Source organism: Halomonas sp. B23F22_20, assembly GCF_043496985.1.
Lineage (GTDB): Bacteria > Pseudomonadota > Gammaproteobacteria > Pseudomonadales > Halomonadaceae > Halomonas.
On record NZ_JBIEKH010000006.1, the window covers coordinates 56,250 to 75,796 of the forward strand.

The 19,547-nt window shown below is 68.0% G+C and carries 19 protein-coding genes; 8 read left to right on the top strand and 11 right to left on the bottom strand.

The annotated features are described in order from the left end of the window. Positions 1 to 14: 14 nt before the first annotated feature. Positions 15 to 1,043 carry a Fe(3+) ABC transporter substrate-binding protein gene (locus tag ACGTN6_RS06125; protein WP_394590442.1) on the bottom strand — a complete coding sequence of 343 codons (1,029 nt, stop codon included), beginning with the start codon at positions 1,041 to 1,043 and terminating at the stop codon, positions 15 to 17. A 196-nt stretch (positions 1,044 to 1,239) separates the two neighbouring features. On the opposite strand from ACGTN6_RS06125, the gene ACGTN6_RS06130 reads away from it, so the two are divergent. After that, the gene (locus ACGTN6_RS06130; protein WP_394590444.1) at positions 1,240 to 2,358 is read left to right on the top strand and encodes an ABC transporter ATP-binding protein; all 1,119 of its coding nucleotides are present in this window, start codon (positions 1,240 to 1,242) and stop codon (positions 2,356 to 2,358) included. Here ACGTN6_RS06130 and ACGTN6_RS06135 read toward each other — a convergent pair. The 4 genes from ACGTN6_RS06135 to dctP form a co-directional block, all read right to left on the bottom strand. Beyond that, complete coding sequence (locus ACGTN6_RS06135) at positions 2,320 to 4,020, bottom strand: ABC transporter permease (protein WP_394590446.1); 1,701 nt, start codon at positions 4,018 to 4,020, stop codon at positions 2,320 to 2,322. The two genes, ACGTN6_RS06130 and ACGTN6_RS06135, sit on opposite strands and share 39 nt — an antisense overlap. A gap of 145 nt (positions 4,021 to 4,165) precedes the next feature. Then, positions 4,166 to 5,494: a TRAP transporter large permease gene (locus ACGTN6_RS06140; RefSeq protein ID WP_394590447.1), complete on the bottom strand. Its 1,329-nt coding sequence runs from the start codon at positions 5,492 to 5,494 to the stop codon at positions 4,166 to 4,168. Beyond that, entirely contained in the window at positions 5,491 to 5,994 is a 504-nt protein-coding gene (locus ACGTN6_RS06145) for a TRAP transporter small permease subunit (RefSeq protein WP_394590448.1), read from the bottom strand. Before ACGTN6_RS06145 ends, ACGTN6_RS06140 begins: the two co-directional genes overlap by 4 nt. Positions 5,995 to 6,073: 79 nt before the next feature. Continuing rightward, positions 6,074 to 7,180 carry a TRAP transporter substrate-binding protein DctP gene (gene dctP / locus ACGTN6_RS06150; RefSeq protein ID WP_394590450.1) on the bottom strand — a complete coding sequence of 369 codons (1,107 nt, stop codon included), beginning with the start codon at positions 7,178 to 7,180 and terminating at the stop codon, positions 6,074 to 6,076. A gap of 321 nt (positions 7,181 to 7,501) precedes the next feature. On the opposite strand from dctP, the gene ACGTN6_RS06155 reads away from it, so the two are divergent. Together ACGTN6_RS06155 and ACGTN6_RS06160 are read left to right on the top strand one after the other, a co-directional pair. After that, positions 7,502 to 9,688 (top strand): tRNA(Met) cytidine acetyltransferase TmcA, encoded by a 2,187-nt coding sequence (locus ACGTN6_RS06155; RefSeq protein WP_394590451.1) that lies wholly within the window; start codon positions 7,502 to 7,504, stop codon positions 9,686 to 9,688. A gap of 32 nt (positions 9,689 to 9,720) precedes the next feature. Next, positions 9,721 to 11,187, top strand: a complete 1,467-nt coding sequence (locus ACGTN6_RS06160) for an aminoacyl-histidine dipeptidase (RefSeq protein WP_394590452.1) — start codon at positions 9,721 to 9,723, stop codon at positions 11,185 to 11,187. A 6-nt stretch (positions 11,188 to 11,193) separates the two neighbouring features. On the opposite strand, the gene ACGTN6_RS06165 is transcribed toward ACGTN6_RS06160, so the two are convergent. Continuing rightward, the gene (locus ACGTN6_RS06165; protein ID WP_394590453.1) at positions 11,194 to 11,595 is read right to left on the bottom strand and encodes a hypothetical protein; all 402 of its coding nucleotides are present in this window, start codon (positions 11,593 to 11,595) and stop codon (positions 11,194 to 11,196) included. A 124-nt stretch (positions 11,596 to 11,719) separates the two neighbouring features. Here ACGTN6_RS06165 and ACGTN6_RS06170 point away from each other — a divergent pair, with 124 nt between their 5' ends. Next, positions 11,720 to 13,099: a DNA recombination protein RmuC gene (locus ACGTN6_RS06170; RefSeq protein ID WP_394590454.1), complete on the top strand. Its 1,380-nt coding sequence runs from the start codon at positions 11,720 to 11,722 to the stop codon at positions 13,097 to 13,099. Positions 13,100 to 13,111: 12 nt separating this feature from the next. On the opposite strand, the gene ACGTN6_RS06175 is transcribed toward ACGTN6_RS06170, so the two are convergent. Both ACGTN6_RS06175 and ACGTN6_RS06180 read right to left on the bottom strand, forming a co-directional pair. Continuing rightward, positions 13,112 to 14,266: an alpha-hydroxy acid oxidase gene (locus tag ACGTN6_RS06175; RefSeq protein ID WP_394590456.1), complete on the bottom strand. Its 1,155-nt coding sequence runs from the start codon at positions 14,264 to 14,266 to the stop codon at positions 13,112 to 13,114. Positions 14,267 to 14,484: 218 nt separating this feature from the next. Beyond that, entirely contained in the window at positions 14,485 to 14,958 is a 474-nt protein-coding gene (locus ACGTN6_RS06180) for a Dps family protein (protein WP_394590457.1), read from the bottom strand. A gap of 245 nt (positions 14,959 to 15,203) precedes the next feature. Between ACGTN6_RS06180 and ACGTN6_RS06185 the strand changes: the two genes are divergently transcribed. Both ACGTN6_RS06185 and ACGTN6_RS06190 read left to right on the top strand, forming a co-directional pair. Beyond that, the gene (locus ACGTN6_RS06185; RefSeq protein WP_394590458.1) at positions 15,204 to 15,731 is read left to right on the top strand and encodes a hypothetical protein; all 528 of its coding nucleotides are present in this window, start codon (positions 15,204 to 15,206) and stop codon (positions 15,729 to 15,731) included. After that, complete coding sequence (locus tag ACGTN6_RS06190) at positions 15,728 to 16,087, top strand: hypothetical protein (RefSeq protein WP_394590459.1); 360 nt, start codon at positions 15,728 to 15,730, stop codon at positions 16,085 to 16,087. The genes ACGTN6_RS06185 and ACGTN6_RS06190 overlap by 4 nt, the downstream gene beginning before the upstream one ends. A 5-nt stretch (positions 16,088 to 16,092) precedes the next feature. On the opposite strand, the gene ACGTN6_RS06195 is transcribed toward ACGTN6_RS06190, so the two are convergent. Then, a complete protein-coding gene (locus ACGTN6_RS06195) occupies positions 16,093 to 16,524 on the bottom strand; it encodes an HIT domain-containing protein (RefSeq protein WP_394590461.1) in 432 nt (143 codons plus the stop codon). Positions 16,525 to 16,628: 104 nt separating this feature from the next. Here ACGTN6_RS06195 and ACGTN6_RS06200 point away from each other — a divergent pair, with 104 nt between their 5' ends. Next, the gene (locus ACGTN6_RS06200; RefSeq protein ID WP_394590463.1) at positions 16,629 to 17,375 is read left to right on the top strand and encodes a sulfite exporter TauE/SafE family protein; all 747 of its coding nucleotides are present in this window, start codon (positions 16,629 to 16,631) and stop codon (positions 17,373 to 17,375) included. Between the two features lie 79 nt (positions 17,376 to 17,454). Next, positions 17,455 to 17,592: an entericidin A/B family lipoprotein gene (locus ACGTN6_RS06205; RefSeq protein WP_183388775.1), complete on the top strand. Its 138-nt coding sequence runs from the start codon at positions 17,455 to 17,457 to the stop codon at positions 17,590 to 17,592. A gap of 10 nt (positions 17,593 to 17,602) precedes the next feature. Here the strand turns inward: ACGTN6_RS06205 and ACGTN6_RS06210 are convergent, their stop codons facing one another. Both ACGTN6_RS06210 and ACGTN6_RS06215 read right to left on the bottom strand, forming a co-directional pair. After that, positions 17,603 to 18,106, bottom strand: coding sequence for an acyl-CoA thioesterase (locus tag ACGTN6_RS06210; RefSeq protein ID WP_394590466.1), 504 nt, complete (start codon positions 18,104 to 18,106; stop codon positions 17,603 to 17,605). 120 nt (positions 18,107 to 18,226) lie between these two features. Next, positions 18,227 to 19,537: a short-chain fatty acid transporter gene (locus tag ACGTN6_RS06215; protein WP_394590468.1), complete on the bottom strand. Its 1,311-nt coding sequence runs from the start codon at positions 19,535 to 19,537 to the stop codon at positions 18,227 to 18,229. Positions 19,538 to 19,547 lie beyond the last annotated feature (10 nt).

Below are 19,547 nucleotides of genomic sequence, written 5' to 3' on the forward strand. Positions count from 1 at the left end.
CGTCCGGTGACGTCTTACCGCCAGCCGACCCGGTCGAAGATCTTGATGGCTTCCGGGTTGTTCTCGCCGAGCACGCTGACGTTCAGCTCGTCGCGCTTGAAGTCGCCCCAGGAGGCCAGCACCTCGTCGATGTCCACGCCGTCGACCACCGGGAACTCGTGGTTACCGGAGGCGAAGATCGCCTGGGCTTCGTCGGAGGCGAGGAACTCCAGGAAGCGCACGGCATTGTCATGGTGCGGTGCGTTCTGGACGACGCCGGCCCCGCCGATATTGACGTGAGCGCCACGGTCGTCCTGGTTGGGGAACATGATCTCGACGCTCTCGGCGACTTCTCGATCGGCCTCGTTATCCGATTCCAGCAGGCGCACGTAGTAGTAATGGTTGGCCACGGCGATATCGCATTCTCCGCTGGCCACGCCCTTGATCTGGTCGGTATCACCGCCTTCGGGATCGCGAGCCATGTTGTCGACTACCCCCTGGGCCCAGGCCTCGGCTTCCTCGGCGCCGTGATGCGCGATCAGCGAGGCCAGCAGCGACTGGTTGTAGATGTTGTTGGAGGAACGGATGCACACCTGGCCTTCGTAGCGAGGGTCCGCCAGATCCTCGTAAGTGTTGAGTTCGCCGGCATCGACTTCATCTGGGTTGTAGAAGATGGCGCGAACGCGCTGGCTGAAGCCGAACCACTTGCCATCAGGATGACGCATCGAGTCTGGCAGGCGCTCGGCTAGCACCTCGGAGCTGACGCTGGCGAAGATGTCTTCCTGCTCCGCGCGCCACAGGCGGCCGGCGTCCACGGTCATCATCACATCGGCGGGGCTGGCCTGCCCCTCGCGCTCGATGCGCTGGATCAGCTGGTCCGAATCGCCCTCGAGGACGTTGACCTCGATGCCGGTCTCCTCGGTGAAGGCGTCGTAGAGTGCCTGGTCGGAGTCGTAGTGCCGGGCCGAGTAGACGTTGAGCTCATCGGCGGCGGCGCTGGTAGCGAAGGCCGCGCCGGCCACCAGGGCGGCGAGGGGCATGACGAGACGATTGGACTGGGGCATTGTTCTACCTCGTGAGCGTATGGATCAGCTATGATTTCGAATGATAATACGTTGCATTATTCGGTCATCATTGAAGCGCCTGGGCTGGATGGCGTCAACTGCCGGCCAGTGTCGCGACGAAATGGCGACGAAAAGACGAAGGTTTCGCGTTACCATGCAGGTTCCGCTATCCCTCGGCTGAGTCGATTCCTTGCCCATGACCCATCACGCCCCGCTCGCCGCCGTCCAAGATATTGCACCGGAGCCGGCTCCGGTCCTCGCCATGCATCACATCCGCCACGCCTATGGCCATCATCTGGCAGTGGAGGACGTCGGCCTGGAGGTGCACCCGGGCGAGGTAGTCTGCCTGCTCGGCCCCTCGGGCTGCGGCAAGACCACCCTGCTGCGCATCGTCGCCGGGCTCGAGGTGCTCCAGCGGGGAGAGGTGGATCTCGACGGCCTCCCCGTTGGGCGCCCCGGCCAGCCCCACGTGCCGCCGGAGAAGCGCAACGTCGGCCTGGCCTTCCAGGACTCGGCACTGTTCCCGCATCTCTCGGTGCTGCAGAACGTGACCTTCGGCCTCGAGACGCTGCCCGCCAAGGAGCGCCGCCAGCGCGCCTTGGAGCTGCTCGACCAGCTGGGCATGGGGCGCTTCGCGGAGAGCTATCCGCACATGCTGTCCGGCGGCCAGCAGCAGCGCGTGGCCCTGGCCCGAGCGCTGGCCCCAGCGCCCCGGCTGATGCTGCTCGACGAGCCGTTCTCGAGCCTGGACGCCCGGCTGCGCGACCGCATCCGCGACGACACTCTGCACGTGCTCAAGAAGGTCGGCGCCGGCGCCCTGCTGGTCACCCACGACCCGGAGGAGGCGATGTTCATGGCCGACCGCATCGCACTGATGCGTGATGGCCACATCGTGCAGATGGGGACCCCGCGAGAGCTCTACTGCGCCCCGGCCGACCCCTTCGTGGTGACCTTCTTCGGCGAGGTCAACGAGCTGGAGGGCAAGGTGCGCGGAGGGTGCGTCGATACGCCGGTGGGCGAGGTGATGGCTCACGGCCTGGAGGAGGGAGCCCGGGCGCGGGTGATGATCCGCCCTGAGGCGCTGCGCGTGGTGGCTCTGGAGGAGGCACCGACGGACCATCACAGCCACGTGATCATGGCCAAACTGCTGGGCCGCACCAGCCTGCTGCACATCTGTGCCCACGGCGGCGATGGCCGCGAGTCGCACCTGCACGCCCGGGTGCCCGGCGTCTTTCTGCCCGAGGAGGGCCAGCCGGTTACGATCCGGCTGGATCCGTCACAGGTGTTCGTCTTCCCCGCGGCTCCCGGGGCGTGAACGGCGCATCGCCAGACTGAGCAGGATCACCGGGATGATGCCCACCGCGACGATGGTCAGCGAGGCGGTCGAGGCCTCGGCCAGGCGCTCGTCGGCGGCCAGGTTGTGGGCGCGCACTGCCAGGGTGTCGAAGTCGAAGGGGCGCAGGATGATGGTCGCCGGCAGTTCCTTCATCACGTCGACGAACACCAGGATACCGGCGGCCAGCAGGCTGCCGCGCATGATCGGCGTATGTACCTTGCGCAACGTGCCGCCGGCGGTCTGCCCCAGGGTGCGGGCGGCCGCGTCCATGCTCGGCGTCACCTTGCCGAGGCTGGCCTCCAGGGCGTTGAACGACACCGCCAGGAAGCGCACCACGTAGGCGTAGATCAGGATGAAGGCCGAGCCGCTGAAGATTAGCCCGGCGATCACCCCGTAGTGGGCCTGGAGGAAGCCGTTCAGGGTGTCGTCCAGCCAGGCGAAGGGAATCAGGATGCCCACGGCGACCACCGAGCCGGGCACCGCGTAGCCCATGGCCGCCACCCGGGTGGCGGTGCGTGTTACCGGCCCGGGATGTAGCCGCGCCCCGTAGCTCAGCACCAGCGCCAGCCCCACCGCGATCAGCGCCGCCACGGCTGACAGCACCAGGCTGTTGCCGGCGAACTCCAGGAACCGTGCGCCGAACAGCGAATCCCCACCCTGGATCGACAGGTAGCCCAGCAGCCCGCTGGGAATCAGGAAGCCGACCAGTACCGGCGCCAGGCAGGCCAGGGTCGCGGCGGCGGCGCGCAGGCCACTGAGGTGGAACTCCGGCAACTGCTGGTAGCGGCCGGTGGTGTGGAAGTAGCGTCGCTTGCCTCGCGAGGCGCGCTCGAGCAGCACGAAGACAATCACGAAGGCCAGCAGGCAGGCCGCCAGCTGGGCGGCGGCGACCTGCTCGCCCATGCCGAACCAGGTGCGGTAGATGCCGGTGGTGAAGGTGTCGACGCCGAAATACTGCACCGCGCCGAACTCATTGAGGGTCTCCATCAGCGCCAGCGACACGCCGCCGACGATGGCCGGGCGCGCAAGCGGGATGGCGATGCTGGTGAACAGCCGCCAGGGGCCCCGGCCCAGGGTGCGGCCCACGTCCAGCACGCACACCGACTGCTCGAGGAAGCTGGCTCGGGCCAGCATGTAGACGTAGGGATAGAGCACCAGGGTGATCAGGGTCGCGGCGCCGCCCAGCGAGCGGATGTCGGGAAACCAGTAGTCGCCGCGCTCCCAGCCGAAGGCTTCGCGCAGCGCGCTCTGCAGCGGCCCGGCGTACTGCAGGAAGTCGGTATAGGCGTAGGCGATCACGTAGGTCGGCACCGCCAGTGGCAGCAGCAGGGCCCACTCGAATAGCCGGCGGCCGGGGAAGCGACACATCACAACCAGCCAGGCGGTGCCGGTGCCGATCACGAAGGTGCCGAGCCCCACCGTGACGACCAGGAACAGGGTGTTGGCCAGGTAGCGGCCGAGTACGGTGCTGGCCAGGTGCTGCCAGACTCCGCCGGCGGGCATGACGATATGGGCCAGCACGGTGAGCACCGGCAGCGCCACGATGGCGGCGATGAGCAGGGTCAGGACGCTCCAGGCATCGAGGTGCTGCGTCAGCCGGCGAACGGGCGCGGAGGGCCGATGGCCGAGGGGGCTGGACACGCGGGTTCTCCTTCCGGTGAGGGCCGATACGCTTGCCAGAGGCGATGGTCTGGCGGTCGAGCATGGTATCAGCTGCCCGGGAAGGCTGCACCGAAACGCGCCGCCGCCCGCCGGGGCGGCAGGCGGCGGCGTGACGGAGTGAGACTCAGTAGCCGACGAGCAGTGCGGGCAACCCGGTGACCAGGGCCGGGAAGAAGGCCATCAGCAGGCAGGCCAGCACGATCAGCGCGCAGAAGGGGATCACTGCCCGGTAGAGATCCAGGGTCTCGACCTCGGGCGGTGCCACGCCCTTGAGATAGAACAGCGCATAGCCGAACGGCGGGGTGAGGAAGGAGGTCTGCAGTACCACCGCTACCATCACCACGAACCACAGCACGTCCACGCCCATGCTCTCCACGATGGGCAGCATGATCGGGAAACTGAGCAGCACGATGCCGGTCCAGTCGAGGAACATGCCCAGGATGAACACCAGGAAGAACATCAGGATCAGGGCGCCGGTGGTGCCGCCGGGCATGGCCATGACGACCTCGCTGATGACCTCCATGCCGCCGCCGATCGAGAACACGCCGGTGAAGGCGGTGGCGCCGACCAGCACCAGCATCACCATGGTGGTGGTCTTGCTGGCCTCGATCAGGGTGCGGTAGCAGGTGGAAGGCTTGCGGTCGCCGAAGATCAGGAACAGCACGAAGGCGATGGCCACGCCGATCGCCGAGGCCTCGGTCGCGGTGGCGATGCCGGCGAACAGCGACCCCAGCACCCCCAGGATCAGCGCCATCGGCGGCAGCACGTACTTGCCGAGCATGGCCAGCAGCTCGCCGGTGGAGATCTCGGCCCGCTCCTCGGCGGGCACCAGCGGGCCGTAGCTGGGCTTGAGATGGCAGATCGCCAGCACATAGAGGGCGTACATCGCGCCGAGCAGCAGGCCGGGTACCAGGGCGCCGGCAAACAGCGCTCCCACCGACACAGGCGAGTAGCTGGCCATCAGGATCAGCATGATGCTGGGCGGAATCAGGATGCCCAGGCAGCCGCTGGCCATGATTACCCCGGTGCTGAGTTCCTTGTTGTAGTGGTACTTGAGCATCGGCACCAGGGCAATCATGCCCATCACCGCGATGGAGGCGCCTACGATGCCGGTGGTGGCGGCCAGCAGCACCGAGACCACCACCACCGTCAGGGCCAGGCCGCCGCGCAGGTTGGCCAGCAGCAGGCGCATCGACTCGAACATCTTCTCGGTGACCCCGGAGTCGTTGAGGAAGCGGGCCATCAGTATGAACAGCGGAATGGCCACCAGGACGTAATTGTCCATGGCGTTGCCGTAGATGTTGTTGATCAGGATGCCCAGGGTGCTGGCGCCCGGGCCCAGCCAGGCCCCGAGCACCGCGGTGCCGCCGAGCACGAAGGCCAACGGATGGCCCATGAACAGCCCGACCAGCAGGCCGCCGAACATGAACAGGGTGAGCATTTCTGCGCTCATGCGGCGTTCTCCTTGTGCAAGGCCTGCACGGCACGGATCACCACCGCGATGGCCTGGAGCAGCAGCAGCATGGCGGTGACGATGATCACCGCCTTCACCGGATAGACCGGGAGGGCCACCATGCCGTAGGTGGTCTCGCCGCGGCTGAAGGAACGGTAGAAGAAGTCCCAGCCGAGGCTGAGCAGCATCCAGATGAAGGGGACGAAGAAGATCAGGTAGCCGAGGAGCTCGATGGCGGCCTGGCGGCGCCGCGACAGCAGGCGCTTGAGCACGTCGACCTCCACGTGGGCATGATGGCGCAGTCCGAAGGCCGCCATCAGCATGAAGTGGGCGCCGAACAGCATCTTGGTGACGTCGAAGGCCCAGTCGCTGGGGCGGCCGACGAAGAAGCGCATGGCGATGTCATAGATCACGATGATCGTGATCACGGCAAGCAGGGGCGCGATGAGGCGCCCGAAGGCCTCGTTGAGGGCGTCGATGGCCCTGGCAATGGCATTCATGGTCGACATTTCCGAGTGCGAACGGACAGGGGAAGGTGCCGGGCTCGCCGGGGCATGGCGCCCCGGCGAAGCGGACCGGTCACTGGTTCATGCAGGCCTCGATGTCCTCCAGAGAGGGCAGGTTGTCGGTCACCCGGCTCATGTTGAAGGGCACCGAGATGTCGCGCCAATTGGCGTAGTGCTCCATGTAGCTGATCATGGAGTGGTAGACCTTGGCGTGCATCGGGTCCTCGCAGGCGCCCTGCACGATCACCTCGTTGGTGATCTCCTGGATCTGCGCCAGGTCCTCCTCGGAGAGCTGGTTGATCTCGGTGCCGTCGTCGAGGAACTTCACCGTGCCTTCGGTGGACTCGCGCTCCGACCAGGCCAGTGACCAGGCCATGGTGGCCTCGGCGGCGATCTTCAGCTTCTCCTGAGTTTCCTCGGAGAGGGCGTCCCAGGCGTCCTGGTTGATCATCACCCCGAACACGCTGGCGGACTGGTGCCAACCCGGCACCGACCAGTAGTCGGCGACCTCGGAGAAGCCGGCCTTGTAGTCCACCCCAGGGGTCGAGAACTCGGCGCCGTCGACCACGCCGCGCTCGATGGCCTGGTAGATCTCGCCGCCGGCCAGGGTGACCTGGGAACCGCCGAGCTGTTCCAGCACCCGGCCCTGGTCGCGTCCGGAAAGGCGCAGGCGCTTGCCTTCCAGGTCGGCGATGCTCTCGATGGGCGTGCCGCCGCGGAAACCGGATTCGTTGTTGGTGATGCCGTAGGGCAGGTAGACCATGTTGTACTGGCCGTAGACTTCCTGGTAGAGCTCCCAGCCGCCCCACTCCATGATCCAGTTCAGGTAGTCGACGCCGTTGAACAGGCTGGTGGTGGTAGCTAGTGGCGAGAAGGCGGAGCTGCGCCCGGCCCAGTAGCCGGGCCAGTCGCCGGCGGCCTGGATGCTGCCGGTTTCGGTGGCATCGAAGACCTGGGTGCCGGGCATCAGGGTGCCGCCGGCGCGGAAGTTGATCGTTAACTCGTCGCCGGCCAGCTGGTTGACCAGCTCGACCCAGTGGCGGTCGATCTGGATCAGGTCCAGATTGTCCGGCCAGGTGGTGGTCATGGTCCAGGATTCCTGGGCCTGGGCGGTGGTGGCCAGGCTGGCCAGAGCGATGCCGGCGGCGAGTCCGGTGAGGGCGAAGCGGGTCTGTTTCATCGCGATTCTCTCCTGCGGTTTGTTCTGATTTTGGAGATGGGTGACGAACGTGATGCAGTGCAGAAAAATCAGGCCTCCCCGCCTGGCGAGGTGGCCGTTGCCTCAACCTAGCATGGGCCTCGTGGCAGGTTCGACGGTCGCCGATCGTCTAAGCCATGGCGCCTGCTACCGGCTCTCATCGTTCGTCGGGATCGGAAAAGCCTTGAATTTCAGATGTATAAAACAAGAGTATGACCGGCATGTTGCACTGCCGAAGAGTGACCGGGCGTTGAAACGACGCCTACTCCTTAGACCAAAGTTCAGCAATTTAAAGGAATGCTCATGAACGCCGAGGTGCCCGATGACCTCCTGGCCTGCCAGGCTCGCTTGGAGGAACGCCGCTGGCGGGGCCTGGTATGGCTGACGGGAGAGGTCGCGGATGCCTCTCGACGGGCCCTGGCGCTATGGCACGCCCGGCCCGGCGGGGCGGCGCTGTGGGTCTCCCCCGAGCCGCCGACGAGCCTGGAGGCGGAAGATTGGCTGCCCCCCGCCAAGGCGCGCACCCGGCTCGGCGGCGAGCACGACCTGATCGTCTATGACGCGGTCTCGTCCGGGGCGGGCTTCGACCCCGACGCCTTCGGCGCGCTCGCGGGCACCCTGCGCGCCGGCGGGCTGCTGGTGCTGCTGACCCCTGCGGACTGGGGCGGGCGTCCCGACGCTGACTATACGCGGCTGGCCGCCCATCCCTGGCGAGCGGAACAGCTATCGGCGCACTATCTGGACCGCCTCGCCCACCTGCTGGCCGCCTCGCCGCGGGCGATCCGCTGGCCCGCAGAAGGGGCGCTCGCGATCCCCGACTGGCCCGAGGTCGCGCCCGTCGAATCGCTTCCCGACGATCCCGACTGCCTGACCCGCGACCAGGCCGAGGCGGTAGCGCGGCTGGTCCGGCTACGCCGACGCCGGCCGCTGGTACTCACCGCGGATCGGGGGCGCGGCAAGACGGCGGCGCTAGGCATCGCCTGCGCCCGGCTGCTGGCCCAGGGCGAGCGAGGCCAGGGCAAGGAAGGCGAAACCGAGATCCTGGTGACCGCCCCGCGTCCGGCGGCGGTGGCCGGGCTCTTCGAGCGGCTCGCCGCGCTGCGGCCCGAGGGGCGGCGCCACGGCAATCGCTTCGAAGAGGCCGGCGGGCGAGTGGTTTTCCTGGCACCCGACGAGCTCAGCGCCCGGGTAGAACGCCTCGATGCCGGCGGCGCCGGGGCCTGGCTGCTGGTCGACGAGGCCGCGGCGATCCCCGCCGGGATGCTCGGCCAGTGGCTCGCGGCCTTCCCGCGCATCGCCTTCGCCACTACGGTGCACGGCTACGAGGGCGCCGGCCGCGGCTTCGCGCTGCGCTTTCGCGAGCGACTCGAGCGCCTGACCCCCGAATGGCGCGAGTGGCATCTGGCCGCTCCGATCCGCTGGGCCCCGGACGATCCCCTGGAGGCACTTACCGCGCGGCTGCTGATGCTGGACGCCGAGCCGACGCCGCCCACTGGAGAGGCGCCCGAATGGCGGCTCGAGTCGCCTCGCACCCTGGCCCGTGACGAGCCGCGCCTGCGCACGCTGTTCGGACTGCTGGTCCAGGCCCACTACCGCACCACGCCTAGCGACCTGCGCCGCTTGTTGGATGGCCCCGATACGCGGCTCACCACCCTCGGTAACGACGCAGGTCCCCAGGCGGTCGTAGTCAGCGCCGACGAGGGTGGCTTCGACGCCGCGCTGGCGGAGCGGGTGGCGCGGGGCGAGCGTCGGCCCCGCGGCCACCTGATGGCCCAGTCGCTGGCCGCTCACGCCGGCGTGCGGGAAGCGCTGAGCGGTCGGCTGCGCCGGGTGCTGCGCATCGCCGTGCATCCGGCGGCGCGCCGCCGGGGACTCGGCCGGCGACTGCTGGCCGTCGAACGGCAGGCGGCGCGAGAGGCGGGCATCGCGCTGCTGGGAGCGAGCTTCGGCGCCGAGCCGGGCCTGCTGGCGTTCTGGCAGGCCCAGGGATTTCGCGCGGTGCGTCTCGGGCTGACCCGTGAGGCGGCCACCGGCGAGCATGCGCTGATGGTGGTCGCACCGGCGGCCGAGGGCGGAGAGGCGCTGGCCAAGCGCCTGGCGGACCGCTTTCAGTCGCTGCTGCCGTCGCTGCTGGCCTTCGAGCTGCGCGAGCTGGACTCGGCGGTGGCGTTGGCGCTGCTGGCCGAAGGTGGCCCCCGACCCCTGGATGACGAGGCGCGGCGCGACCTCGCGGACGTGGCCCATGGGCACCGCGAGCCGGCGCTGGTGCGGCCCGCGGTGCAGGCGCTGGTCATCGACGCCGCGTGGCGGGGAGCGCGCGACGAGGCGCTGGCGCTGCTCGCCGCCTGGGCCTTCCAGGGCCGCGGCACGGCCTGGCTGGCCGCGCGGCTGGGGCTCTCCGGCAGCAAGGCGGTGGAGGCCTGGCGCCGCGAACAGGTGGCTCGCCGACTGTCGGCCGGGGCGCTTTCCTCGGGCGAAGGCGAGGGGTAGAGTGCCCGGGTCAACCGCGATATAGACAGATCATGAACGCACATCTCGAACGGCTCTCGCCGCAGCCGCTGTGGCGGCACTTCCGGACCCTGTGCAACACGCCGCGTCCTTCCGGCCACGAAGCCGCCCTGGTGGCCGTCCTCGAGGCCTGGGCCGACGAGCGGGGCCTGGCTCACGACCGTGACGCCTACGGTAACCTGCGCCTGCACAAACCGGCGACGCCGGGCCTGGAAACCGCACCGAGCATCGTCCTGCAGGGCCATCTGGACATGGTGGCCCAGGCCAACGCCGAGCATCCGCACGACTTCACCCGTGATCCCATCGAGACCTATGTCGAAGACGGTTGGCTGCATGCCCGCCATACCACCCTGGGCGCCGACAACGGCCTGGGCGTGGCGGCGGCGCTGGCGGTGCTGGAGGACGATACCCTGTCCCACGGCCCGCTGGAGGCGCTGTTCACCCTCGAGGAGGAATCCTCCATGGGCGGCGCGCTGAACCTGGACGAGGGATGGCTTGACGGCCGCGTGCTGCTCAACCTGGACTCCGAGGATCGCGGCCAAGTCTACATCGGCTGCGCTGGCGGGGCCGATGTGGTGGTCGACGCCCAGCTGCCCACCTCGCGACTCGATGACGACGAAGTGGCGGTGCGTCTCTCGTTGACCGGTCTGCGCGGCGGGCACTCCGGCATCGACATCGACAAGGGCCGCGGCAACGCCAACCGCCTGCTGGTGCGCGTACTGCGCGCCCTGGAGAACGTCGACGCGCGCCTGGTCGACTACCGTGGCGGCACCCTGCGCAATGCCCTGCCGCGGGAGGCCTTCGCCACCCTGGCGTTGCCCGCCGAAGCCTTCGAGGCCGCCCGCGCGCGGCTGCCGGAGCTGGCATCGACGCTGCGCGCCGAGTTGGCCGGCGTTGACGATGGGCTTGCTCTGGCCCTCGAGCGGGTGCCGGCCCCCGAGGGCGAAGCCCTGACCCGGGACGCCAGCCGGCTGCTGGTGGCCGCTCTGCACGCCGCGCCCTGCGGCGTCGAGCGCATGAGCGTCGCCGTGCCAGGGGTGGTGGAAACCTCCAACAACCTGGGTGTGGTGTCGCTGGAGGCCGGTCGCTTCCATCTCTGCGCCCTGGTGCGCTCGCTGCGCGATAGCGCCGTCGAGGATCTCGCCGACCGCTTCCGTGCGCTGTTCGAGCTGATCGGCGCCCGCGTTCGGGTCGAGGGGGCCTACCCGGGCTGGGCGCCGGATCCGGACAGTGCGCTGCTGGCCCACTTTCGCAACCTGCACGAGGCGCGGTTGGGCGTCGACCCCGAGGTCAAGGTGATCCATGCCGGCCTGGAGTGCGGCATCCTCGGCGCCAAGTACCCGGACATGGCGATGATCTCCTTCGGCCCGCTGATTCGCGGTGCCCACTCCCCGGACGAGCGGGTCGAGCTGGCCTCGGTGGAGGAGTTCTGGGGGCTGCTCAGGGCGCTGATCGAGGACCTGGCTCGCCCGGTGCGTTGAAGACGGTCAGGGCGTCGTGCGTGGGTCTCGCGGCGGCCAGCGATGCTTGTCGAACCACGGCGGATCGTCTCGATGGAAGCGCTCGCGGTGCCGCGTTCGCCAGTGGTCCGAACGGGAAAAGCCCCGGTGCTCGTGGCGGTCCAGGTAGATCCGTGGCTCGACGATGATCACCGGCGAGGTGGGCCGGGACGGGTGTGGCACCAGATAGGGCGATTCCGCGTCGGGGTGGGTCCGGTATAGGCCTGGGGCCTGCCGATAATCCGGGCCGTTGCCATAGTGAACGGGGCCGTGCTGGTGGCCTGCGGCGGTGCCGAACAGCACGGGACCGTGGCGATGATCCTCCGCGCCGGCCATGGCGGGTGCCAGGATCAGCAACGTCAGGCAGGTGGCCGTCAGGCAGCGGTGCATGGTCGCCTCCTCGATGACGAGACATTGGCCAGGGAGTGTCTGCGCTTCAGTATAGTGGCGCCGGTGCCCGCGTTGCTGGGGCCGTCGCATATCCATGACCGGCGCCATTATCAGGGAGAGGAGCATGCTCGACGCTATGACGGAAATGGGCGGCGCCTGGGTAGTGGGGCTCGCGGCAGTGGCCCTGCTGGCCTGCGGCTGGGGAATCGTCCAGCGGCGCCGGCTCGTCGAGGTGCGCCGCGAGCTGGCCGAGCGACGGGCGGCGACCGCGCGCCTCGAGCAGGAGCTCACCCAGAGCGATGCCCAGCTCGACGGCTGCCGCGAGCGGCTGGAAGGCCTCGAGGCGGCCCTCGGTGAGGCCCGCGACCGGCTGGCCGAGCAGCGCGAGCGCTCGGCTCGGCTGGAGACGGAGCGCGAGCAGACGGCGATTCGCCATCGCGAGCAGCTGGCGCTGCTGGAGGAGGCTCGCGAGCGGCTCAAGGACGAATTCCACCAGCTCGCCGGGCGTGTCTTCGAGGAGCGGCAGCAGGCTTACAGCGCCCAGAGCCGTCAGAGCCTGGAGGCATTGCTCCAGCCGTTTCGCGAGCAGGTCGAGCAGTTCCGCCAGCGGGTGGAGGCACTGCACGGCCAGGAGCAGCGCGAGCGCGGCTCGCTCAAGGCCCAACTCGACCAGCTTGCCGGGCTCAATGCGCGACTCGGCGACGAAGCCGCGTCGCTTGCCCGGGCGCTCAAGGGCGACCAGAAGGCCCAGGGCAACTGGGGCGAACTGATCCTGGAGACGGTGCTGGAGCGCAGCGGCCTGCGCCGCGACGTCGAGTACCGTCGTGAGGTGTCGATCGAGGGCGAGGCCGGCCGGCGGCGTCCCGATGCGGTCATCTACCTGCCCGAGGAGCGCCACCTGATCGTCGACGCCAAGGTCTCGCTGGTGGCCTGGAATCGGGTGGTCAACGCCGAGGACGAGGCCGAACGTGAGGCAGCCATGGGCGAGCACCTGCGCTCGCTGCGCGGGCACGTCCAGGGGCTCGCCGCCAAGGACTATCCCGGCCTGCCCGGCCTGCGCTCGCCGGACTTCGTGTTCCTGTTCGTGCCGGTGGAGCCGGCCTTCGCCGCGGCCTTCGAGCGCGATCCCGAGCTCTTTCAGGAGGCCTTCGAACGCCAGGTGGTGATGGTCACCCCGACCACGCTGCTGGCCAGCCTGCGTACCGTGGCCGGGCTGTGGAGCCTGGAGCGTCAGAACGAGAACGCTCGACTGATCGGCGAACGGGCCGAGCGATTGTTGACCAAGTTCGGCGGCCTGGTGGAGAGCCTGCAGGAAGTGGGGCGCCACCTGGAGCGTGCCGGTGACAGCCATCGCCGGGCCATCAACCGACTCTCCGAAGGACAGGGCAGCCTGGTAGCCCAGGCCCGTGAGCTGGAGCGGCTAGGCGTGCGCATGAAGAAACCGCTGCCTGCCGAGCTGGTGCGCGCCGCCGAGGGCGATGCGCCGGACGATGAGGCGCCCTGAGCCGCCGGGCGCTCAGCCCGCCTCGGGGTAGGTGCCCGGCACCAGGATGTCGCGGGTCACGTCGTGGATGTCGCGCAGGCCGCAGAGCGCCAGCGTGGTGTCCAGCTCCTTACGGATGAGCTCCAGGCAATCGGTCACCCCGGCCTCGCCCTTCGCTCCCAGGCCGTAGAGGTAGGCGCGGCCGATGTACACGCCCCTGGCGCCCAGCGCCACGGCCTTCAGCACGTCCTGGCCAGAGCGGATGCCGCCGTCCATGTGTACCTCGACGCGGTCGCCCACCTCGGCCACGATGGCCGGCAGCGCCTGGATCGAGGACAGGGCGCCGTCGAGCTGGCGGCCGCCGTGGTTGGAAACGATGATGGCGTCGGCCCCGGCATCGACGGCCGAACGTGCATCCCCCGGCTCCATGATGCCTTTGATGATCAGCTTGCCGCCCCAGCGCTCCTTGATCCACTTGACGTCGTCCCAGCTCAGCGAGGTGTCGAACTGGGAGGCGGTCCAGGCGGAGAGGGAGTTCAGGTCCGTCGCGTCCTCGACGTGGCCGGCGATGTTGCCGAAGGTGCGGCGCCTGGTGCGCAGCATGCCGAGCCCCCAGCGCCACTTGGTCGCCAGGTCGGCGACGGTGGCGAGCGTCGGCTTCGGCGGCACCGAGAGGCCGTTGATCACGTCCTTGTGGCGCTGCCCCAGGATCTGCAGGTCCGCGGTGAGCACCAGCGCCGAGCAGCCCACCGCCTTGGCGCGGTCGATCAGCCGGGCGATGTAGTCGCGGTCCTTCATCACGTAGAGCTGGAACCAGAACGGCCGCGTGGTGTGGGCGGCGACGTCCTCGATGGAGCAGATGCTCATGGTCGACAGGGTGTAGGGCACGCCGAAGCGCTCGGCCGCCCGCGCGGCCAGGATCTCGCCGTCCGCATGCTGCATCCCGGCCAGCCCCGTCGGGGCGATCGCCACGGGCATGGTCAGCGGCTCGTCCAGCAGCGTCGTACCCAGCTTCCGATCCGACATGTCGACCATCACTTTCTGGCGGAAGCGAATGGCCGCCAGGTCGTCCTCGTTGGCCCGATAGGTGCTCTCGGTCCAGGAGCCGGAGTCGGCGTAGTCGTAGAACATCTTCGGAACGCGGCGGCGGGCGAGGCGCTGTAGGTCGGCCACACAGGTGATGGGCATGCGAGGGTCGGCTCCTTGTGACATCGGCGGGGAGAGAAGGCGAGGCGGCGGATAGCAAGCCTGCTTAATGTTTATCGTGCTCCTGTCCCTCCCCGAACGCAAGGCGACCTCGGGGCGGCTTCGGGGCCAGGCCCCACACGCAGGACGCCGCCCCGTGGGGCGGCGTCCTGTGCGCGTCTTTCTGGTTTCTGCCGCGAGGGGCTCAGCCCAGCCGGCTCTCAGCCCAGGTAGGCGTTGAGCATCCAGACGGTCTTTTCCTGCTCGCGAATGTAGTCGCCGACCTGGGCGGCGGTGCCCTCATCGTCGGCATCGGAGGCCAGCGACAGGATTTCGCGCTGCAGCTCGATCAGCTGCTGGTAGCCCTGCAGCACGCCGCGCACGCAGGCCTGGCCATCATGCACGCCCTTGTCTTCCTCGATGCTGGCGATACGGAAGTAGTCGCTGTAGGCGTGTACCGGCTGGTGGCCGAGGGTCAGGATGCGCTCGGCGACCTCATCGACCTTGAGCAGCAGGTCGGTGTAGAACTCCTCGAACTTCTCGTGCAGCTGGAAGAAGTCGTTGCCCTTCACGTTCCAGTGATAGCCGCGCACGTTCATGTAGAAGATCTGGTAATTGGCCAGCAGGACGTTGAGTCGTTCAGCGAGCTGGCTGGCGCTGCCTTCGTGCAGGCCGATGCTGTTGGTGTCGGTCATGCCAATACCTCCTTGATCTCTGTGCAGCCAGTGTATGCGAGCAGAGGATGCGGGATAAGCTAATTTACTGCATCGCCATCATAGCCTTGTCTCATGACATGCGGACGTCGGCGACGATCTTCAAGGGGCCGTGCCTCGTTTCGCAGGCTCGTTGAGGAGATTGCGCGTCGCCAGGTCGCCAGAATTCCATGGTCAAGCGCTGATACAGGACACTAGACTCAAGTTAAATCGTTGGAGATGTGATCATGTGGAGAGGCGCCGGAGTCGTCCTGCTTGCGCTGCTGGCCGGCTGCCAGGCAGTGCCGTCGCAGTTGCCGGTGGGCGAGCCGGCGCCCGCCGAGGCCTGCCGCTGGGAGCGCTCGTCCGACGTCCCGCCGGCGACCCTCAACCGGGTGGTGGCGGCGCTCGAGGCCGACGGCTTTCTGATTCGCCACACCGAGGCATCGCTGGGACTGGTCAGCGCCGAGCGCTCCGAGCGTACCGTCTTCCATGGCGCCCCCGAACCGGACATCTTCGTGCTGGGGGGCTCACGCAGCCGCTTCGGACACGGCGTGTTCATCGGCGGCGGCTTCGGTGTCGGAGTGCTCGATGACGAAGCCACCGAGATCCAGCGCGTCTCGGTGGTGGTCGGGGCAGACACGGTGCGGGTCAGTCGCGATATCCAGCTGTTCGACTGGCGCGGGGAACTGCGACGGTCGCGCACCGCCAGCGACGCCAGCTTCTGTCGTGAGTTGCACGATGCCATTCGTCGCCAGCCGGGGGAGGGAGCATGAAACGTGGACTGCTGCTGGTGAGCCTGGTGCTATGGCTCGCGGGGTGTGCCGTGGCACCATCGCCTGCCGTGCCGGCGACGCGCACCCTGGACACGGCACCGGTCACGGTGCTGGAGGAGGCGATGGCGCTGCTGATGGAGCAAGGATACGTGATTCGCCACGCCGACCCCGAGCTGGGCCGACTGGAGGCGGTGATCGCGCGCTGGCCAGGGTATCGCGTGCGCCTGGACGTCGAGGCGAGCGACGGCGAGAGCCGGCTGGCCATGACCGCCTGGCGCGGCGGCAGACCGCTGCCACCGCGGCTGGTCGAGCCGCTGCTCACCGAGCTGAACAGCCGACTGCTGATGAGTCCCTGAATCCTTCAGTCCTGCCGAAGGGCGTCGACGCCCTCGACCATCGCCAGCAGGCGGTCGCGCATCGCGGCCAGGGCGTCCAGGTCGTAGGGCTCGGCGGTGCCCTGACCCCACACCGGCCCCGGCCAGGCGTCGTCGCCCTGGCGGCGCAGGATCACGTGCACGTGCAACTGGGGCACCATGTTGCCCAGGGTGGCGATGTTCAGCTTGTCGCCGCCCAGGGCTTCCTTGAGGGCGCGGCCGACCAGGCCGGTCTCCTGCCATAGGCGCCGCTGGGCGTCGTCGTCCAGGTCGAATACCTCGACGACGTTCGGGCGGCGCGGAATCAGCACCAGCCAGGGGTAGCGGGCGTCGTTCATCAGTCTGAGCTGGCACAGTGGCAGCTCGGTGACCGGGTAGCTGTCCTCGACCAGGCGAGAATCCGGCTCGAAATCCGACATGGGGGCTCCTTTTAGCGTCCTGGGGGCGTGATGGCGGTATCATGGCACAGCGCGGCGCCGGGCGATGCCCCGGCGCCGTTTCACGAATCGGAAAGGATGCCTTCATGACGCCACTCGAGGTGCTGGCCCTGTTCGCCATCGGCGGCCTGGCCGGCTTCATCAACGTGCTATCGGCGGGGGGCTCGATGCTCACCCTGCCGCTGCTGATCTTCCTGGGGTTGCCGCCCCAGGCCGCCAACGGCACCAATCGGGTGTCGGTCGCCCTTCAGAGCGTGTCGGCGGTCGTCAACTTCTTCCGGGCCGGTGCCCACCACCTCGGCTTGAGTCTGCGCCTGGCGGTGCCGGCGATGCTCGGTGCCCTGCTGGGCGCACGCCTCGCCCTGGAGGTGAGCGATGGCCTGTTCGAGACGGTACTGGTCACAGTCATGGCGCTATCCGCGCTGTTGATGCTATTGCCCCAGCCGCGCCTGGAGACCCGGCCGCTGACGCCGGAGAGTCTGACCCCGGTCGTGTACCTGGCGATGTTCGCCATTGGCGTCTACGGCGGCTTCATCCAGGTCGGAGTCGGCATCCTGTTCATCGTGGTGCTGTACCGGATGCTGAAGATCGATCTGGCCCAGGTGAACGTCTTCAAGGTGCTGATCGTGCTCGTCTATACCCTGCCGGCGCTGGCCATGTTCGTCTTCGAGGGGCAGGTGCGCTGGGGATATGGCCTGGCACTGGCCGCCGGCAGCATGACCGGCGCCTGGGTGGCGGTGAAAGTCAACATGAGTCCGCGGGGGGCGCTGTGGGTGAAGTGGCTGACCATCGCGGTGATCCTGGCGATCATGCTGCGCCTGTTGTTGACCTGAGAGGGGGTGGACCAACGCGCCGTGCCTGCTAGATTGAATAAGTAACCACTTCTTCGTTTATCACCAGCAAGGAGCTCCCATGAAGCGGACACTACTGCTTACCATCGCCGCCCTGTTCACCCTGTCTCTGTTGGCCGGCTGCAACACCGTGCGCGGCGTGGGCCAGGACATCGAGGAAGGCGGCGAAGCGATCCAGGATTCCTCCTCTTCCTACTGATACGCAAGTGTCAATCGGCGCCACGCTCGCTCTGGGCGTGGCGTTCTTGCGCTTCGGCTTGCTTGCGCAGTTTCTTGCGCATCTCGGCGTTCTCGAAGCGCAGTTTCTGGGTGCGGGTTTCCAGTGCCAGGCTCGGCACCCGGGCCGGCTTGCCCTGTTCGTCCACCGCCACCATGGTCAGATAACAGCTGTTGGTGTGGCGAATCAGCTTTTTCTGAATGTCCTCGGCCACCACCTTGATACCGATCTCCATCGAAGAGCGGCCCACGTGGTTGACGCTGGCCAGGAAGGTCACCAGCTCGCCGACGTGGATCGGCTGCTTGAACAGCACCTGGTCCACCGACAGGGTCACCACGTAATGCCCGGAGAAGCGGCTGGCGCAGGCATAGGCCACCTCGTCGAGCTTCTTGAGGATGGCGCCGCCATGTACCTTGCCGCTGAAATTGGCCATGTCGGGGGTCATCAGCACGGTCATGGTCAGCTCGTGCTGGCCGGGTAGGGCGTGTTCGTCCATCGGGGGAAATCCTTTGCGCTATTGTCCCTACAGCATAACGCCTTGCCCCCGCGATGGGGACAAGGCGTCGATGGTGATATGGGACGACCTGTCCTCGGCGCCCTTCTCCCTGAGTCTGGTCTAGAGGAAGGTCAGGCCGACGGCGATGATGATGCCCGTCAGCAGCAGCTGGACGAGGCAGAAGCCCATGATGTCCTTGGCCTTGAGGCCGGCGATGCCGAGCACCGGGAGGGCCCAGAACGGCTGCAACAGGTTGGTCCAGGCGTCGCCCCAGGCCACGGCCATGGCGACCCGCGGCACGTCGACGCCCAGCGCCTCCGCGGCGGGAAGCATGACCGGCGCTTGCACGGCCCACTGGCCGCCGCCGGAAGGCACGAAGATGTTGACGATGCCGGCGCTGATGAAGGTCCAGAACGGCAGGGTAGTCTCGGTGGCCAGCGAGACCAGCGCCTGGGACAGCGTCTCGGCCAGCCCCGACTGCACCATGATCGCCATGATGCCGGCGTAGAAGGGGAACTGGATGACGATGCCGGCGCCGCCCTTGATCGCTTCATGCAGGCTCTCGAGCAGGCTGCGCGGGGTGCGGTGCAGCACGATGGCCAGGAACAGGAACAGGAAGTTGACCACATTGAGGTTGAGCCCGCCGCCCTGCAGCACGAAGTGATCGAGCAGGAACAACAGCCCCGGGATGCCGACCAGCCAGGCCAGGGTCATGCTGTTCTCGAGACGCTCCGCGGGGCGGGTGATGCGCACGCGGGCCTCGTCGTCGTCCTCCAGCAGGCTCGGGTCGATGAATACGCTATCGCGTTCGTCGGGCAGCATCAGGCGGTTGAACAGCGGCACGGCGATGAACAGCGCCAGGACGATCGCCAGGTTGAACAGCGAGAAGATGGTCTCGGAGGTGCCGATCACGCCGATCTGCTCGACGGCGAAATGGCCCTCGGTGGCGATGGTCAGCGGCACCGAGCCGGCCAGGCCGCCGTGCCAGACGATGAAGCCCGAGTAGGCGCTGGCGACCAGTAGCCGATAGTCGACGCGGATCTGCTTGGCGAGCTCCTTGGCGAACAGCGCGCCCACCACCAGGCCGAAGCCCCAGTTGATCCAGCTGGCGGCCAGCGATACCAGGGTGACCAGCACGATGGCGGCGCCGGGATTGCGCGCCAGGCCGGCCAGACGCTGCAACAGCCGCTTGACCGGGGGCGAGCTGGCCAGCATGAAGCCGGTGACCAGCACCAGCAGCATCTGCATGGAGAAGGTCAGCAGGTTCCAGAAGCCGTCGCCCCAGAAGCGCAGCACCGCCAGCGGCGTCTGTCGTTCCACGGCGATGGCCGCGGCGGCAGCGATCACCGTCAGCAGCAGCACGAAGATGTATGGATCGGGAAGATAGCGCTCGACCAGTTTCACGGCCGGGCGCGAGAGTGCCTTCAGCATGGTGACGTCC